Annotated in this window: 14 protein-coding genes and 1 tRNA gene; 5 read left to right on the top strand and 10 right to left on the bottom strand. The window is 66.3% G+C overall.

From position 1 onward, the window contains the following. Positions 1 to 5 precede the first annotated feature (5 nt). Genes ACJJV6_RS06780 through ACJJV6_RS06765 form a run of 4 tightly spaced genes read right to left on the bottom strand, consistent with a single transcriptional unit; the run spans position 6 to position 3517 of the window. A complete protein-coding gene (locus ACJJV6_RS06780; RefSeq protein WP_354175771.1) occupies positions 6 to 1136 on the bottom strand; it encodes an FAD-dependent oxidoreductase in 1131 nt (376 codons plus the stop codon). Between the two features lie 13 nt (positions 1137 to 1149). Next, positions 1150 to 2076 (bottom strand): AEC family transporter, encoded by a 927-nt coding sequence (locus ACJJV6_RS06775; RefSeq protein WP_035752904.1) that lies wholly within the window; start codon positions 2074 to 2076, stop codon positions 1150 to 1152. Positions 2077 to 2127: 51 nt separating this feature from the next. Continuing rightward, complete coding sequence (panD, locus tag ACJJV6_RS06770) at positions 2128 to 2553, bottom strand: aspartate 1-decarboxylase (RefSeq protein ID WP_009358232.1); 426 nt, start codon at positions 2551 to 2553, stop codon at positions 2128 to 2130. A gap of 55 nt (positions 2554 to 2608) precedes the next feature. Continuing rightward, positions 2609 to 3517, bottom strand: coding sequence for a LysR substrate-binding domain-containing protein (locus ACJJV6_RS06765; RefSeq protein WP_009358231.1), 909 nt, complete (start codon positions 3515 to 3517; stop codon positions 2609 to 2611). A gap of 153 nt (positions 3518 to 3670) precedes the next feature. Between ACJJV6_RS06765 and ACJJV6_RS06760 the strand changes: the two genes are divergently transcribed. Both ACJJV6_RS06760 and ACJJV6_RS06755 read left to right on the top strand, forming a co-directional pair. Then, positions 3671 to 5134 carry an amino acid permease gene (locus ACJJV6_RS06760; RefSeq protein ID WP_407710225.1) on the top strand — a complete coding sequence of 488 codons (1464 nt, stop codon included), beginning with the start codon at positions 3671 to 3673 and terminating at the stop codon, positions 5132 to 5134. Positions 5135 to 5388: 254 nt separating this feature from the next. After that, the gene (locus ACJJV6_RS06755; protein WP_407710224.1) at positions 5389 to 8919 is read left to right on the top strand and encodes a bifunctional proline dehydrogenase/L-glutamate gamma-semialdehyde dehydrogenase; all 3531 of its coding nucleotides are present in this window, start codon (positions 5389 to 5391) and stop codon (positions 8917 to 8919) included. A gap of 127 nt (positions 8920 to 9046) precedes the next feature. Here the strand turns inward: ACJJV6_RS06755 and ACJJV6_RS06750 are convergent, their stop codons facing one another. Both ACJJV6_RS06750 and ACJJV6_RS06745 read right to left on the bottom strand, forming a co-directional pair. Further along, positions 9047 to 9361 carry a hypothetical protein gene (locus ACJJV6_RS06750; protein ID WP_009358229.1) on the bottom strand — a complete coding sequence of 105 codons (315 nt, stop codon included), beginning with the start codon at positions 9359 to 9361 and terminating at the stop codon, positions 9047 to 9049. Between the two features lie 179 nt (positions 9362 to 9540). Further along, entirely contained in the window at positions 9541 to 10395 is an 855-nt protein-coding gene (locus tag ACJJV6_RS06745; RefSeq protein ID WP_009358228.1) for a LysR substrate-binding domain-containing protein, read from the bottom strand. A gap of 132 nt (positions 10396 to 10527) precedes the next feature. Between ACJJV6_RS06745 and ACJJV6_RS06740 the strand changes: the two genes are divergently transcribed. Continuing rightward, positions 10528 to 11922 (top strand): MFS transporter, encoded by a 1395-nt coding sequence (locus ACJJV6_RS06740; protein WP_354175766.1) that lies wholly within the window; start codon positions 10528 to 10530, stop codon positions 11920 to 11922. A gap of 68 nt (positions 11923 to 11990) precedes the next feature. Here the strand turns inward: ACJJV6_RS06740 and ACJJV6_RS06735 are convergent, their stop codons facing one another. Beyond that, positions 11991 to 12134 (bottom strand): hypothetical protein, encoded by a 144-nt coding sequence (locus ACJJV6_RS06735; RefSeq protein ID WP_009358227.1) that lies wholly within the window; start codon positions 12132 to 12134, stop codon positions 11991 to 11993. A 98-nt stretch (positions 12135 to 12232) separates the two neighbouring features. Beyond that, positions 12233 to 12306 (bottom strand) — tRNA-Gly (locus ACJJV6_RS06730). Positions 12307 to 12546: 240 nt separating this feature from the next. Between ACJJV6_RS06730 and ACJJV6_RS06725 the strand changes: the two genes are divergently transcribed. After that, a complete protein-coding gene (locus ACJJV6_RS06725) occupies positions 12547 to 13008 on the top strand; it encodes an SRPBCC family protein (protein WP_009358226.1) in 462 nt (153 codons plus the stop codon). Positions 13009 to 13051: 43 nt separating this feature from the next. Here ACJJV6_RS06725 and ACJJV6_RS06720 read toward each other — a convergent pair whose 3' ends face one another. Beyond that, positions 13052 to 14773, bottom strand: a complete 1722-nt coding sequence (locus ACJJV6_RS06720; RefSeq protein WP_152419574.1) for a CAP domain-containing protein — start codon at positions 14771 to 14773, stop codon at positions 13052 to 13054. A gap of 133 nt (positions 14774 to 14906) precedes the next feature. Here ACJJV6_RS06720 and dcd point away from each other — a divergent pair, with 133 nt between their 5' ends. After that, positions 14907 to 15482, top strand: coding sequence for a dCTP deaminase (gene dcd, locus ACJJV6_RS06715; RefSeq protein ID WP_009358224.1), 576 nt, complete (start codon positions 14907 to 14909; stop codon positions 15480 to 15482). Positions 15483 to 15526: 44 nt separating this feature from the next. Here dcd and ACJJV6_RS06710 read toward each other — a convergent pair whose 3' ends face one another. Next, positions 15527 to 16711 carry a cation:proton antiporter gene (locus tag ACJJV6_RS06710; protein WP_009358223.1) on the bottom strand — a complete coding sequence of 395 codons (1185 nt, stop codon included), beginning with the start codon at positions 16709 to 16711 and terminating at the stop codon, positions 15527 to 15529. Positions 16712 to 16714: the final 3 nt, after the last annotated feature.

Here is a 16714-nt window from a genome sequence, read left to right as displayed (position 1 = left end):
ACGGGCTACCGGGACGCGCGGAAGATCTCCGGCGCGGGCCGGGTTCCGGTGGCCAGGTCCGCCAGGATCCGCCCGATTACGGGCGTGAACTTGAAGCCGTGCCCGGAGAAGCCGGCGCCGATGACCACGGGGCCGATCCGGTCCAGGATGAAGTCCTCGTCAGGGGTGGTGGTGTAGGTGCAGCTGACCGCCTCGAAGGAATCCGCGTCCACCCCCGGCAGCCAGGTCCGGGCGTAGTCCTGCAGCGCCGCGAGCTGAACCGGTTCCGGCTGGAAGGACCGGCGGTCCGGATCCACCACCGGTCCCGTGCCGTGCCAGCCGGCCTTGACTCCCTCGCCGGGCGTCAGCATACCGTACACGGGGGAGTACCAGCCCTGGTACTCCGCACCGGTGCCGGGGTAGTGGTTGAAGCCGGGCCACACGGCGCCCTCATCCGCAACCCGGAAGTGCAGCGGCTGTTCCTGGGTGACGGTGAGCCGCGGAATCCGAAGCGCCCCGCCGCCGGCAGCGGCCAGCAGTTTCCCGGTCCACCCGCCTGCAGTTACTACAGCCTGCGCGGCGGTGACCGTCTCGGTGCCGGACGCCGACTCGAGGACCAGCCGGACGCCGTCGTCCATCACCTGGAAGTCGACCACCTTGATGTGGTGCCGGATGTCGGCGCCCCGTGCAACCGCCAGCCGCTGGAAGGCGGGAAGCGCGGCTTCGGGGTTGAGCTGGCCGCCGTCGGGCATGTGCAGGACCTGCTGGTCGAACCGGATCCCGCGCCACCGCTCTGCCGCTTCCTCGAGGGGGAGGAATTCGGCGCGGATGCCCGCCTGCGTGAGGGCGCCGGCAATCCCTGGCAGCAGCGGCTCCGGGCCGTGGGTGACGATGCCGGTGCGTGACAGCAGCTGGTCGCCGCTTTCCTGCTCAAGGTCGTCCCACAGCGCGAGGCTTTCGGCCAGCATCGCCACATACTCGGGCCGGTGGTAGCCGGGGTTGAGGTTCCGGGTGCTGCCGTGCGACGCCCCGATGGCGTGCCCCGGCCCGAACTGCTCCACCAGCGTCACCTGGCGGCCGCGGCGGGACAATGCCCACGCGGCGGCCGAGCCCATGGCCCCGCCTCCGATCACCACGGTGTCGAGGATGCTTCCCATCAGTTTTCTCCCATCATGTGAGCAGCAGCGCGACGCCGATCATCGCAGGCACGGCCACCACGGTGGTAATCAGCACGGTGTCCTTTGCCACCGTAAGTCCCGTCTTGTACCGGCTGGCGGCGACGAAAACGTTCTGGGCGGTGGGCAGCGCGGAGGTGACGACGACGGCGAACAGCGCGTGCCCTTCCATCCCCACGGCGAAGCGGGCAAAGACATAGGCCAGGGCGGGCTGCACGGCCAGCTTAAAACCGCTGGCAAGCAGTGTGTCCGTCCGGCGTTCCGACGATGCCTGGAGCGGCCGGGTCCCGTTGAGGCTCATGCCGAACGCGATCAGCATGGCAGGGATGGCGGCCCCGCCAATCAGGTGGATGGGTTCCATCACCAGTTCCGGGACCTTGAAGCCGGTGCCGGCAACCACCAGGCCGAGCGCGGAGCCCACGATCATCGGGTTCCGCAGGATCATGAAGATGAAGCTCAGGAAAGTGGTGCGGTGCGAACTGGTGCTCGAATCCAGGATCAGCAGGAACAGCGGGGTGAAGAAGGCGAGCTGGAAGATCAGCAGCGGGGCCACATAGCTCGCGTCCCCCAGGACGTAGACGGCGATGGGGATGCCGAGGTTCGCGGAGTTGGCCAGCGAGGCAGCCATGGAGGACATCAGGGATTCCGGCAGTGAACGTTTGAGCCAGAATTTGGCGATGGTGAAGAAGAGTAATGCCGTGGCGATGGCAGCCACCGCCGTGACCAGCAGGGGAGCGGCGAACACTTCCTGCAGGCGGGCCTTGCTCAGCGTTTCGAAGAGCAGCGCGGGGCTGGCCACGAAGAAGGTGAGGGAACTCAGCACCGGCCGGGCGTTGTCCCCCAGCACCTTCTGCCGGCCCACGAACCAGCCCACCAGGATGATGCACCACACCACAAAGAACCCCGCCAGCACGCCTAGCAATGAAGAACCTGCAGGGTGCGGCGGGGCAGCGTACCGGAGACCACGCTCCGGTTAGAAGTCGGCGTTGTTCAGTGCGAACGGCGGGCGCAGGAGGCCGGGTGTGATGCCCTCGGCGGGGTCATTGCCGAGCTGGACCACCTTATTGTTTTCGTCCACGTGGACCACCCTGGGCTCGTACGCCTTTGCCTCTTCGGTGGTCATCTGCGCATAGGTGATCAGGATGACGAGGTCGTTTTCGTGCATCAGGTGCGCCGCAGCGCCGTTGATGCCGATGACACCGGAACCGCGCTCGCCGGCGATGGTGTACGTCTCCAGCCGTGAACCGTTGGTGATGTCCACAATCGAGACAAGCTCGCCGGGGAGGATGTCGGCAGCCTCCAGCAGGTCCAGGTCAACGGTGACCGAACCTACGTAGTGCAGGTCAGCGTGCGTGACGGTGGCCCGGTGGATTTTGGACTTGAACATTGTTCGATTCATAACGGGACCAGTCTAGCGCCGGGCCTGGTCGGGCGCAGTGACGCAGGGAACACTGTCAGGCCTGCCGTGCCACAGCCTCCGCGGCGGCCGCGAGGGTTTCCCGTGCGGCGAGGATCGCGGGACGCTTGGCGCTGGAACGGCGCACCGAGGTGAACACCGTGCGGTGCGGCTTGCCGGGCAGCTCCAGCAGCTTGGCGGTGGTGCCCCGGCCTGTCCACACCAGGTCCGGCATCAGGGCCACGGCGTTGCCGGACTCGATAAGCCGGATCTGCGCCTGCAGGTCTGCGGTTTCAAAGCGCACGTCCGGTTCAAAGCCTGCGCTGCGGCAGGCCTGTTCCGCCCAGTGGCGCGACGCTGCCCCCCGCGGCTCCATGACCCAGGCGAGTTCCGCGGTGTCCTCGATCCCGCGGATGGCGGGGACGCCGTCGGACTCCGGCGGTACGGCAAGCCGGATGGCGTCCGTGGTCAGTTTGATGCGGTCCAGTTCCGGGTAGCGCGGCGCGGCGTGTCCCGGGTACTGCTCGGCGATGACAAGGTCGAAGTCCCGCGCCCAGGTCTCATGGAGTGCGGTTTCCGGCTCGCGCTGGATCATCTCGATCCGGACCTCGGGGTAGGCTGCGGACATCCGGGTGAGCGTGTCCGGCATGAGCGCCAGTGCCGCAGACTGGAACACGGCGATCCGGACCGTTCCTGTGACCGTGGTGAGGGAGGCAGCCAGGTCCGCCTCCGCCTGCTCCATGGTCTGCAGCAGCTGGGCCGTGTGCGCCACCAGCACCTCCGCCTGCGGCGTCAGCTGCACCCGCCGGCCTGTCTTGCGGAGCAGTTCGACGCCCACTTCCTTTTCCAGCAGGGCCAGCTGCTGGGACACCGACGACGGGCTGTACTGGAGTGCGTCCGCCACCTCCGCCAGCGTCCCGCGGATGCTCAATTCGCGGAGCAGCCGGAGCCTGCGGACGTCGAGCATGAGGGAATCCTTACCGAAACTAACGAATATAGGTTAGAAGTAGTCACTTTATCTAATGCAAGGAGGCTTGCATACTGTTGGGACCGAGTTACCCCCGTCACAGCCATTTCGTGGCGTGCCGCGGCGGGGTCGCACCCCAAGCAGGAGTTCCTGATGAGCACTAGAGATATGAGCCAGTCAGTCATGCGGCGCAAGCCGATTGACGACATTGAGGAAGAAAACAAGCACAGTGGCCTGTTCAAGTCACTCGGACTGTGGCAGCTCACCGCGATTGGCGTAGGTGGCATTATCGGCGTCGGCATCTTTTCCCTCGCGGGACTGGTGGCGGCAGGAAGCGAAGGCACGCCCGGAGTGGGGCCCGCGGTGCTGTTCTCGTTCCTGATTGCCGGCCTGGCCTCGGCGGCCGCGGCGCTGTCCTACGCCGAATTCGCGGGCATGATCCCGCGCGCAGGCTCCGCCTATACCTACGGCTACGTGGCGCTGGGTGAGATTATCGGCTGGTTCATCGGTTGGGACCTGCTGCTGGAATACATTGCCATTGTGGCCGTGGTGGCCATCGGCATCTCCGGTTACTTTGACGCCTTCCTCTCCGGCATCGGCATCAACATGCCCGTCTGGATGACGTCGACGGCGGACGAGGGCAAGGGCGGCATCGTCAACATCCCGGCCATCCTGGTCTGCCTCCTGGTCACCTGGATCCTCTCCCGCGGCACTAAGGCCTTCGGGCGGTTCGAGCTCGTCGCCGTGGCCATCAAGGTGATCCTGATCCTCTTCATCATCGGCCTGGGCGTTTTCTATATCGACACCAACAACTACAACCCGTTCATGCCCAGCGGTTTCGGCCCGGTCCTGGCCGGCGCGGCCACGGTCTTCTTCGCCGTCTTCGGCTATGACGCCATGAGCACCGCGGCCGAGGAGGCCACCGACGGCAAAAAGCACATGCCCAAGGCCATCATCCTGTCCCTTATCATCGCCATGCTGCTCTATGTGGCCGCCACCCTGGTCCTGACCGGCATGCAGAACTACAAGGACATTGACCCCAAGGCCGGATTCGCCTCGGCTTTCACCGGGGTTGGCCTGCCCGTCATCGCCACCATCATTTCGGTGTTCGCGGTGCTGTCCATCCTGACCGTGATGCTGACCTTCCTCCTGGGCGTCACCCGCGTGTGGTTCGCCATGAGCCGCGACGGCCTGCTGCCCGGCTGGTTCGCCAAGACGGACAGGCACGGCACGCCGCAGCGCGTTACCTGGATCGCCGGCGTCGCCTCGGCCTTCCTGGCTGGCGTGTTCCCGATCAAGGAGGTCGCGGACCTCACCAACATCGGCATCCTGGCCGCGTTCGTCGTCGTCTGCCTTTCGGTGATCATCTTCCGTTACAAGCGTCCGGATGCGCCGCGGACCTTCCGCCTGCCGTTCATGCCGGTAATTCCCGCCTTCGGCGTGCTGGCGTCCGCGTTCCTGATGTTCCAGCTGCACTGGGAAACCTGGCTGCGGTTCGGCGTCTGGCTGGTCATCGGCCTGGCCATCTACTTCTTCTACGGCCGCCGGCACTCCCTCATGAACCCGGACAGCCCGCGGCACGAGGAGCTCGTGGAGATGCACCGCCCGCTCCGCTGACCTGCCCCGGGGGACGCTCCCTCTCTCACTTACTGCCGCTCAAACACGGACGCTCTATCACCTTCATGCGGAGGGTGATAGGGCGTTTCCGTTTTTCCCGCATTAAGTGCGGGAGGGTGGAGTTCGGCGGGGGTTTAATGCTTCATCTTTTCTAACCTGTATTGGTTGGAAAACATCGCTTTATCTTATGTGAACGCAGGCCCATACTGGTGGATAAGACCACTCCAAACCCCCAGGAAAGAACGGGAAAAGCCATGACCCACGTAGCAATGGAGCCGGCAGTTGCCGCACGTATTGCGCCGCAGACCGTCGACGTCGATGTCCCGCAGGCCAAGGCCCTGGCAGACGACGCAGTGGCCCTGGTCCGCCGCTGGCTGACCGAGGCCGCAAAGGTTCCGGTGGACGCTTCCGCCGAGCAGCTTGCCGGAGTTCTCAAGGACCCGAATGGCCTGGAGTTCACGGTGGGCTTCGTGGACGGTGTGGTCCGCCCCGAGGACCTGAACGTCGCCGCCCGCAACCTGGCCAAGCTTGCCCCCAAGGTTCCGGCTTTCCTGCCCTGGTACATGCGCAGCGCCGTCGCGCTGGGCGGCACCATGGCCCCGGTAATGCCGCAGGTTGTCATCCCCATCGCCCGCAAGGTCCTCCGCGAGATGGTGGGCCACCTGATCGTGGATGCCACGGACGCCAAGCTGGGCCCGGCCATCGCCAAGATCAGGAAGGACGGCATCAAGCTCAACGTCAACCTCCTTGGCGAGGCAGTCCTCGGCGAACACGAGGCATCGCGCCGGCTCGAAGGCACCCACACCCTGCTGGCCCGCCCGGACGTGGACTACGTGTCCATCAAGGTTTCCTCCACCGTTGCCCCGCACTCCGCCTGGGCCTTCGACGAAGCCGTGGAGCACGTCGTCGACAAGCTCACCCCGCTGTTCCAGCTCGCCAACTCCTTCGCCGCCCCCGGAAGCAGCACCGGCGGGAAAGCCAAGTTCATCAACCTGGACATGGAGGAGTACAAGGACCTGGACATGACCATCGCGGTCTTCACCCGGATCCTGGACAAACCCGAGTTCAAGAACCTCGAGGCCGGCATCGTGCTCCAGGCCTACCTCCCGGACGCACTCTCCGCGATGATCCGGCTCCAGGACTGGGCAGCCGAACGCCGTGCCAACGGCGGCGCTGCCATCAAGGTGCGCGTGGTCAAGGGCGCCAACCTGCCCATGGAGCAGGTGGAAGCCTCCCTGCATGACTGGCCGCTGGCCACCTGGGGCACCAAGCAGGACTCCGACACCAGCTACAAGAGCGTCATCAACTACGCGCTGCACCCGGAGCGGATCAAGAACATCCGGATCGGCGTGGCCGGTCACAACCTGTTCGACATCGCCTTCGCCTGGCTGCTGGCCAAGCAGCGCGGCATCGCGGATACCGCACAGCGGAGTATCGAATTCGAAATGCTCCTGGGCATGGCCCAGGGCCAGGCGGAGGCCGTCAAGAAGGACGTCGGCTCGCTGCTGCTCTACACGCCCGTGGTGCACCCGTCCGAGTTCGACGTCGCCATCGCCTACCTGATCCGCCGCCTCGAAGAGGGCGCCAGCCAGGACAACTTTATGTCCGCAGTGTTCGAACTGAGCGAAAACGAGGCCCTGTTCGAACGCGAAAAGCAGCGCTTCCTGTCCTCCCTGGAAGCCCTGGACAACAGCGTGCCGCCGGCCAACCGCCAGCAGAACCGCAGCCTTCCGCCCGTTCCCATGCCGCACACCGGCTTCCGCAACACCCCGGACACCGACCCGTCCCTGCCCGCGAACCGCGACTGGGGCCGGGCCATCCTGGACCGCATCCCGTCCTCCACCCTCGGCCACGCCTCCGTGGCCGCCGCATCCATCAAGGACGAGGCCACCCTCAACACGGTGATCGCCACCGCCGTCGAAAAGGGCAAGGCCTGGGGCGGGCTCTCCGGTGACGAGCGCGCCGAAATCCTGCACCGCGCCGGCGACGTCCTTGAGGCCCGCCGCGCTGACCTGCTCGAGGTCATGGCCAGCGAAACCGGCAAGACCATCGACCAGGGTGACCCCGAGGTCAGCGAGGCAGTGGACTTCGCCCACTACTACGCCGAGTCCGCACGCAAGCTGGACAAGGTCGACGGCGCCACGTTCGTCCCTGCCAAGCTCACCGTGGTGACCCCGCCGTGGAACTTCCCGGTCGCCATCCCGGCCGGCTCCACCCTGGCGGCACTCGCCGCCGGCTCCGCCGTCGTCATCAAACCGGCCAAGCAGGCCGCCCGCAGTGGCGCCGTGATGGTCGAAGCCCTCTGGGAAGCCGGCGTGCCCCGTGACGTCCTGACCATGGTGCAGCTGGGCGAGCGTGAGCTCGGCAAGCAGCTCATCTCCCACCCGGCCGTTGACCGCGTCATCCTCACCGGCGGCTACGAGACCGCCGAGCTGTTCCGCTCCTTCCGCAAGGACCTGCCGCTGCTGGCCGAGACGAGCGGCAAGAACGCCATCATCGTCACCCCCAGCGCGGACCTGGACCTGGCAGCCAAGGACGTGGCCTACTCCGCGTTCGGCCACGCCGGCCAGAAGTGCTCCGCCGCATCCCTGGTCATCCTGGTGGGCTCGGTGGCCAAGTCCAAGCGCTTCCACAACCAGCTGATCGACGCCGTCACCTCACTCAAGGTGGGCTACCCGCAGGATCCCACCAGCCAGATGGGCCCCATCATCGAGCCTGCCAACGGCAAGCTCCTGAACGCCCTGACCACCCTCGGCGAAGGCGAGAACTGGGCGGTGGAGCCAAAGAAGCTGGACGGGACCGGAAAGCTGTGGAGCCCGGGTGTGCGCTACGGCGTCAAGCGCGGTTCCTACTTCCACCTGACCGAGTTCTTCGGCCCGGTGCTGGGCGTGATGACAGCGGACACCCTGGAGGAGGCCATCGCCATCCAGAACCAGATCGAGTACGGCCTCACCGCCGGGCTGCACTCCCTCAACTCGGAGGAACTCAGCATCTGGCTGGACTCCATCCAGGCCGGCAACCTCTACGTCAACCGTGGCATCACCGGTGCCATCGTGCAGCGCCAGCCGTTTGGCGGCTGGAAGAAGTCCGCAGTGGGTGCCGGCACCAAGGCAGGCGGCCCCAACTACCTGGCCGGCCTGGGCGACTGGGCTGCAGCACGCAGCACGGCGACTGCCTCCGTTACCCACCCGGGTGTCCGCCGCATCATCAACGCCGCCGGCGCCGCCCTGGAGCCGGCCGGGCTTGAATCCGTCCAGCGTGCCCTGGCGTCCGACGCCGAGGCCTGGGCAGAGGAGTTCGGCACCGCCAAGGACGTGTCCGGCCTGGGCGCGGAACGCAATATCTTCCGCTACCGCAGCCTGCCCGTCACCGTCCGCCTGTCCGAAGGGGCGGCGCTCGCGGACCTGGTCCGGACCGTGGCAGCCGGCGTCCTGGCCGGATCGGAGCTCACGGTGTCCACCGCCGTCGAACTTCCCGCCCAGCTGCGCCCGGTGCTTACCGCGCTCGACATCGACGTGACTGTAGAGTCCGACGCCGGCTGGCTGGCTTCCGCGGGACGCCTTGCCTCCGCCGGCAAGCTTTCCGGAGCGCGCATCCGGCTGATCGGCGGGGACGCGTCCGCGCTCGCCGAGGCAACCGGCGGTCGCCCCGACCTGGCGGTGTACGCCCACCCGGTCACGGGGGCGGGCCGCGTGGAACTGCTGCCGTTCCTGCACGAGCAGGCCGTCAGCATCACGGCACACCGCTTCGGCACCCCGAACCACCTCTCGGATGCGCTGATCTGACCAGGCGCAGGCAACTCTAACCAGGCGCAGGCAAACACAAGGCCGGGCGGCCACCTTCCCGGGTGGCCGCCCGGCCTTGTTTGCTGTCAGTGTCCGCGCTGGCTGCGCGGCAGGAGACCTTCGGGCGTCAGCCCAGGTACCACCCGGGCGGCGTCCACGTCACGGGAACGCTGTGTGCTGAGAAGTCCTCGCAGCGGGTGCAGGTGTAGGCCACTTCCCCAAGGGTGGCTACTGCACCGTCGCGCCGGTAGGTGGGCGGTATATAGGACTCAAGGTAGATGAATTCGTCGGTACGGCACTTGTCGCAGGTTGGCTTGCCCACGTAGCCGGAATCCGTGGTTGCTACTCCCGCGCCGAGGATTGATTGGCGGGTTGCGGGCCGCGCAGGAGTGTGCGGGTGTGCATGGGCCGCACTGAAATGGGTGTTCTTGGCTGTCTTCATTGGCTGCCTGTCCCGGGCGGAAAGCTCTGTTGTTCAGGGCACGCCCGTGTAAGAGAACCGGCCAGCTGCTTGACCCTGGGAGACCAGCATAGATTAGGTAACGTTCTGACATCAATGGATAGATTTCACGGGGTGGCGTATTGCTCCGGTTGCCGTTTGGCCCCGCGGGAGTACCGTTCCTAGGCCTGGCGGTTGATAGTCCTGCCCACGATGGACTGCGTGAGCGCATCGATGACTTCCGAGTTGGCCAGCGGATTGCGGATCAGGGTGAAGTCCACGTCCCCCACGGCGGGCAGGTCGAAGCGCCGCGTGATGATCTTCAGGTCTTCCGGGACCAGCGACGTCGGCATGACTGCCACGCCGATTCCGGCCCGGACGGCAGCCAGGACTCCACTGATCTGGCGGGTGGTGCATGTGATGCGCCAGGTCCTGCCGTGTGCTTCGAGGGCATCAATGGCCAGTTTCCTGCTCAGGCTGGGCGAGGGATAGGCGATCAGCGGGACCGGGTTGCCCGGTTCCAGGCTGGTCTGCTCCAAGCCCACCCAGGAGAACGAATCGTGCTGCACCACCGTGCCGTCCTTGGCGCCGGCCACCCACTTCACGAACACCAGGTCCAGCTGGCCTGCGTTGAGCTTTCGGTACAGCTGGTCGCTTTGGCCCACCGTCAGCTCCAGGTTGATCTGCGGGTAGATCTGCCGGAACTCGCGGAGGATCCGGGGCAGGCCGGTAATGGCAAGATCGTCCGCCGTGCCGAACCGGAGGCGGCCGCGCATCGCCGAACCGGAAAAATAGCGCGCCGCGGCGTCATGGGCGGACAGGATGTTGCGGGCGAACCCTGCCATCGCATCCCCGTTGTCTGTCAGCCGGACGTCACGGGTGTCCCTTGCGATCAGCACGCGCTTGGCTGCCGCCTCCAGCTTCCGGATGTGCTGGCTGATGGTGGGCTGCGCGAGGCCCAGGCGCTCGGCGGCCTTGGTGAAGCTGAGCGTTTCGGCCACTGCCAGGAAGGAGCGCAGCTGGGCGGGTTCAAACACGGCGGACTCCATCAGTCTTGACTGGCATTACGTACTGCAATGGGAGTTATAGGCACGATACGCCTCCATAATCTTCCTGCCCAGCCTAGCGTTAAGGACATCCCAGCCCGCCCGCAATTTGAGGACACCACTGTGGCACCCCCACCGCCGTCGTCGGCAACCGTCACCCAGCCCGTCATCGATTCTGCAGGTTCTGCATCTGCCCCTCCCATGGAGGACATCCACACCCAGCCGCTCCCGGTTGTGGCCGAACACCTCCCTTGGCGGCACACCTTCATCTCCCTGAAAGTGCCCAACTTCCGGATTTTCGCTATGGGGCATTTCGTGGCCGTCATCGCGCTGTGGATGCAGCGCATCGCGCAGGACTGGCTGGTGCTGCAGCTTTCAGGCTCCGTAACGGCCGTGGGAATCACCGTTGCCCTGCAGTTCCTGCCGTCCCTCCTCTTCGGGCCGTGGGGCGGGATGGTGGCTGACCGGTTCGCCAAGCGCCGGATCCTCATTCTGTGCCAGAGCCTGGCAGCGGTCCTGGCCGCGACGCTGGCTGTCCTCGCACTCACCGGAACCATCGAGGTATGGCATGTCTACGTGATCGCCCTGGTGCTGGGCCTGGTCACCGTCCTGGACCAGCCGGCCCGGCAGGTGTTCGTGCACGAACTGGTAGGTCCGAAGTACCTGCGGAATGCCATCAGCGTGAATTCCACAACTTTCCAGCTGGGCGGCCTGATCGGCCCGGCTTTGGCCGGCCTGCTCCTGACCGCCGTCGGTGCGGGCTGGGCTTTCGCTGCCAACGCCGCCGCCTGCTGCTCCACGGTGGCGATGCTTCTGGTCCTCCGCAAGGACAAGCTGTTTGTCAGCGCCCCTGCGCCCAAGAGCAAGGGGATGTTGCGGGCAGGCCTTCGTTACGCACTGGGCAAGCCCACCATCTTCTGGCCTTGGCTGATGGCTGGCTTCATTGCAGTGTTCGCCATGAGCCTGCCCGTGCTGCTTGCAGCGTTCGCCGACAACGTCTTCGCGGTGGGTGCAGGTGGCTACGGGCTGCTCAACGCCCTGGTGGCTCTCGGCGCCTTGGCCGGGGCAGTGGCGTCCACCCGCCGCCGGCGCTTGCGGCTGCGGTCCGTGGTGTTCTGCGCCGGCATGTACGGGGCGATGCTCTGCCTGGCCTCGCTGGCACCATCCATGGCCTGGTTCGGCGCCGCGATAGTCCTGTCAGGATTCTGGTGCCTGATGTTCCTCACCGGCTCCAACCAGCTGGTCCAGGTCAGTTCGAACATGGGGATCCGGGGGCGGGTGATGAGTCTCTACATCATGGTGCTTATCGGCGGCCAGGCTTTGGGCGGGCCGATGCTGGGCTGGATCGCCGAACACGCGGATCCGCACGCCGCACTCCTGGTCTCGGGCGGGGCCCCTGCGCTCGCGGCGCTGACAGTGTCAGTCCTGCTGGCCCGGAAAGCAGCGCTCACGCTCCGGGTGGACCTGAAGGACCGGCGCCGGCCGCTGCAGATCGTGGACCGGACAGCGGCAGCCTGAAGCAAACGCCAGCATTCTTTGGTAGCTGCTCCAGGCCGTCGGTCGGCTTCCAGCCGGCGGTTTCCCGGCTACTTCTTCTTGGCAGCGCTCTTGCCGGAGGGGATATCCAGGGAACTGGCCGGCGCGGAAGCGGCCCTCTTGTCTGCGCGTTTTTCCTTGATGGATTTGCCGGACTTTTTTGATGCCGTTTGACGCGGGGACTTATCAGCCATGATTGCTCCTGTAGCGGAACCGAAAGGTTCCTGACTACAGACCCTACACCCCGGCACCTAATACGGTCCGTGCGCGGCCACGGCAATACAGGGGAAACTGGAGCGGCTGACGGGAATCGAACCCGCGTATCAAGCTTGGGAAGCTAGCGCTCTACCATTGAGCTACAGCCGCACTGCCGCCGCTCGCGCGGGGCAGAACTTAGCTTAGCGCAGATGTAGCTTCAATCCGCCCAACCCTGAGCGCTGTTGGCCGTGTCCCGTGGGCCCCGGCGTCATCCAGTAACTCTTCAATAACGTCGCAGGCCCTGGCTAGGTGCGGGTCCGGAGCGCTGGTTAACCTGAACCGGAAGGCTGCGGCGTCAGGGGGAGGCGGCCAGCGCGGCAGGCCGACGGCAACCACGGGAAGATTTACATGGCATTCGCAGAACACGAGGTCCTCATCCGGCGTGACGCCATGGCTGTGTACCTCTACCTGCTGGACGCCACCAATCTTCCGCTCTGGCGCGAGGGCGTCCGCAGCGTGAAGCTGCTGCAGGGCCCGGCTGAGGCCAAGGGCGCCGTCTACCGGCAGATGGTCGCGGGCCGGTCCGGGCTGAGCATCCCGGCTGACCTAGAAATCACCCAGGCCCGTCCGGGCGCAGAAATCGAGTTCCGGGTCCTGTCCGGCCCCGCAAACCGCAGCGGCGGCTACTACCTCAGCACGGAAGAGGCGGGAACCCGGGTCCGGTTCGCGGTTGAAGCGCAGGCCGAGGGCCGGTTCGCGTTCCTTGACCGGCTGGGCCTGCTGAACAAGATGGTCCAGCGAAGCGTCCGGGCAGAAGTGGCCCAGCTGGAGCGGCTCAAGGACGTCTTGGAGCTCCAGCCCGCCGTCTAGGTCCCGGCTGGTCGCGTCTGCCGGGTCCGCCTACCGGGCCCGCTTACTGGGCCAGCCGCTGACCGGTCCACGGCCCTGCGATGTTCGACGCCGAGGCAAGGCTTCCACCGGTCAGGTCCCAGTACTGGACAACGTCACCCGCACGGCGGAGGGCCACGCCGGTTGAGTTCAGCCCGGTGACGTCCCGCAGGGCCTTCACGCCCGTGGCATCCTGCCAGCCGGTGGCAACGGTGGGCCGGGCTTCGGCGCGCAGCGCCGTGGTTCCCCAGCCGCGGTACAGCACAACCGCTCCGTCGGTGCGGATGGCCAGCAGGTCCTGGAAGCCGTCGGCATCGTAGTCCACCATGGCCAGCCTGCCGCCTGGCAGCCCGCTGGCGACCAGGGTCCGTGCGGCGAGGTCACCGGTTCCCTTGTTGGGATACAGGTAGAGGTTGCCGGCGGCATCCCGGGCAAGGATTTGGGGCATCCGGTTATTGGCACACCAGCCGCCCACGGCCAAGGTCAGGGTGTCCCACCCTCCGGCGCCGAGGGTGACCGGTGCCTGGAACCCGCCTGCGGCAATGCCGCGGTGCAGAGTCAGGTTGCCGTTGGTCCATTGGGTGAGCAGGTCATAGGCCCCGTCGCGGTCCCAGTCCGTAACGAAGACTTCCTTGACGCCGTAGAAGCCCGAACCGATCAACCTTATAGACCCGTAGGAGCGTGCGCCGAGCGAGGTGCGGGCAAGGAGTTGGCCCGTGGCATCTACAGTGACCAGGTCTCCGGGGCCCGTGATGGCTGCGGCGGACAGGTCCAGCGTGGGCGGCATGTGCCGCACCGTGGCATCGCACATGGTGGGAGCGGGAGGCGGCAGGGCGGCTCCGCCGCCGCTGCTGGCGCCGCCGGGCGAATTGACGGTGCCCGCCGGAAGCGTGGTGTAGCCGAAGAAGTTCACCACGCCCCAGATCTTGTAGGTGCGGTCGGTGTAGGAGATGCCGGCGCCCATCACGTTGAACCTGGGGTCGAGCAGCATGGCGTTGTGGCCGGGCGAGCCCTTCCACCACTCCACCAGCAATGCCGCATCCCGGTCGGTGCGGATGGCGATCACTTCGCCGGCGCCATTGTTGGGGTTCAGGGCGCGGGGATCAGTCCAGAAGTTGGCACGGTGCTCGATGACCTCGCGTGAGGCAATGTTGTCCGACCACTCCTGCGCCAATCCCGCCACTGTGGGGTGGTACTTCACGGGCGCCAGGCCTTTGGACACCCGGTATTCATTGATCCGGTTGAAAACCGTGAGGATTGCGGCCGAGTTGTCATCCCGCACCAGGGCTTCGGGACTCGGTACGGCAAGCATGGATTCGGGGGCGGGCAGCGCCGGTGCGGACTTTCCCAGTTCCTCATCCGGCGCCCACAGCGGCGGGATCCACGGAACTTCCGGAGCGGCATCAGCCGTGCCGGCGGCAGTGGCCTCGGACGTCACGGGCTCGGGGGCCGGGGCCGTCCCCGAGGTTGTGGGGGCGGGCGCCTCCGGGGCGGGAGATGCTGTGGCCGGCGACGCCGGACGGATCTCCGGTTCCACGGCAGGGGTGAGCGGTGATCCTGCTGACGGGTCCCCTGCACCGCCCGCGCCGCCGCCGCGCAATGCGGGCTCCAGCAGGACACTCCGCGGACCGGCGGCGACTGCCGGGTCGCTGGCCGGCAGCGTAGCAGGGTGGGTGCCCGCTGACGAGGAGGCCAGCGCCAGGGCGCAGAGCACGCCAATGAAAGAGGGCGCTACCAATCTATTCACAACATCCCCAGCTCTGTTGGGCCATCCGGGAGACCATCCGGCGCCTGAGTATCTGAGGCAACATTAGCCCCATGAGGCCACAGCAACAACGGAAAAATATTGGTGTGGATAAGCCATACGGTAATTTGGGACGGTGCTGATCTCTGACCGCGATATTCGTGCCGAAATTGATTCCCAGCGGATCGTCCTGGAACCCTACGATCCCGCGATGGTGCAGCCGTCGTCCGTGGATGTGCGGATCGACAAGTTCTTCCGGTTGTTCGACAACCATAAGTACGCGCACATCGACCCCGCGCAGGAGCAGCCTGAGTTGACGCGGCTGGTGGAAGTCGAAGAGGACGAAGCCTTCATCCTGCACCCGGGGGAGTTTGTCCTGGGCTCCACCTACGAAACCGTCACGCTGCCGGACGATATCGCTGCCCGGCTGGAGGGCAAGTCCTCGCTGGGCCGGCTGGGCCTGCTGACGCACTCCACCGCCGGATTCATCGACCCCGGCTTCTCAGGGCACGTCACCCTTGAGCTGTCCAACATGGCCACGTTACCCATCAAACTGTGGCCGGGCATGAAGATCGGCCAGTTGTGCTTCTTCCGGCTGACATCGTCCGCGGAGTACCCCTACGGCCAGGGCGAGTACGGAAACCGCTACCAGGGCCAGCGCGGGCCCACCGCAAGCCGCAGCCACCTGAACTTCCACCGCACCAGCATCTAGCCGGCTCCGGATCCGGCAGCCACCTCATTCCGCAGGCACCGCGCTTACGCCTTCGCCGGAACTCCCTGCCTGCCGCCGCCGGCTGCGCCGACCAGAGGTTCGACGTAGCGCGCCGCCAGCGGGCCCAGCACGGCCATGATCAGCACGTAGGCCGTTGCCAGGGCTGCAAGTTCATTTGGTACCGCTCCCGACGCCACTGCCAGGCCGGCGATCACGATCGAGAACTCGCCGCGGGCGATCAGCGCTGCTCCGGCACGGAAGCGGCCGCGCCGGGCAATGCCAGCACGCTTCGCGGCCCAGACGCCCGTGACCATCTTGGTGGCGGCGGTGATGACGGCCAGCACCAGGGCCCATCCCAGTACCGGAGGGATGGACGAAGGATCGGTGTTGAGCCCGAACGCCACAAAGAAGATTGCCGCGAACAGGTCCCGCAGCGGTTCAAGGATGCGGGTGGCGTTGTGGGCTGTGGCGCCGGAAATGGCGATGCCGAGCAGGAACGCCCCCACCGCGGCGGATACCTGCATGGCTGAAGCGAGTCCGGCCACGAGCAGCGCGGCACCAAGGACGTTCAGGAGGAACACTTCCGAGTTCTCGCTGTGGACGGCCCTGGACACGTGATGCCCGTGCCGCAGCGCAACCATCAGGACCACACTCACGACTGCAAGCGCGATGCCCACGCTGGTGAGCCCGCCGAGGAAACTGACCCCGGCCAGGATGGTGGTCAAGACAGGCAGGTAGACGGCCATGGCCAGGTCTTCGAACACCAGGATGGACAGCACCACGGGCGTTTCCCGGTTTCCCAGCCGGCCGAGGTCGGTGATGACCTTGGCCGCAATTCCCGATGAGGAGATGTACGTGACGCCGCCCAGCACCATGGCCCCCACACCGCCCCAGCCCAGCAGGTAGGCCAGCGCGGCACCGGGCAGGAAGTTCAGTACCAAGTCGAGCACACCGCCCTGCCAGGACCGGCGCAGGCCCGTGAAGAGCTCGGTTGCCGTATATTCCAGCCCGAGCATAAGCAGCAGCAGGATTACCCCGATTTCGCTGCTGATGTGGGCGAATTCGTGCATCCCCTCAAGCTTGACGATGCCGCCTGCGCCGAAAGCGAGCCCGCCCAGGAGGTAGAGCGGGATGGGTGACATTGCGATCCGTCCGGCCAGCCTGGCCAACAGGCCGAGGCAGAACACAACGGCCCCCAGTTCAATGAGGGTCAGGGCCAGCGGGTCCATAGG

This window comes from Arthrobacter nitrophenolicus (genome assembly GCF_045833485.1).
In the GTDB taxonomy this organism is placed as follows: Bacteria; Actinomycetota; Actinomycetes; order Actinomycetales; family Micrococcaceae; genus Arthrobacter; species Arthrobacter nitrophenolicus.
This window is presented reverse-complemented; position numbering and strand designations above follow the sequence as displayed.

What these genes read in the sequence shown, in the direction of transcription:
- ACJJV6_RS06760 (WP_407710225.1), top strand. Translation starts at nt 3,671, where the DNA reads ATGAGCACTAGAGATATGAGCCAGTCAGTCATGCGGCGCAAGCCGATT.
- ACJJV6_RS06735 (WP_009358227.1), bottom strand. Translation starts at nt 12,134, where the DNA reads ATGGCTGATAAGTCCCCGCGTCAAACGGCATCAAAAAAGTCCGGCAAA.
- ACJJV6_RS06765 (WP_009358231.1), bottom strand. Translation starts at nt 3,517, where the DNA reads ATGCTCGACGTCCGCAGGCTCCGGCTGCTCCGCGAATTGAGCATCCGC.
- ACJJV6_RS06710 (WP_009358223.1), bottom strand. Translation starts at nt 16,711, where the DNA reads ATGGACCCGCTGGCCCTGACCCTCATTGAACTGGGGGCCGTTGTGTTC.
- panD (WP_009358232.1), bottom strand. Translation starts at nt 2,553, where the DNA reads ATGAATCGAACAATGTTCAAGTCCAAAATCCACCGGGCCACCGTCACG.
- ACJJV6_RS06780 (WP_354175771.1), bottom strand. Translation starts at nt 1,136, where the DNA reads ATGGGAAGCATCCTCGACACCGTGGTGATCGGAGGCGGGGCCATGGGC.
- ACJJV6_RS06725 (WP_009358226.1), top strand. Translation starts at nt 12,547, where the DNA reads ATGGCATTCGCAGAACACGAGGTCCTCATCCGGCGTGACGCCATGGCT.
- ACJJV6_RS06750 (WP_009358229.1), bottom strand. Translation starts at nt 9,361, where the DNA reads ATGAAGACAGCCAAGAACACCCATTTCAGTGCGGCCCATGCACACCCG.
- ACJJV6_RS06755 (WP_407710224.1), top strand. Translation starts at nt 5,389, where the DNA reads ATGACCCACGTAGCAATGGAGCCGGCAGTTGCCGCACGTATTGCGCCG.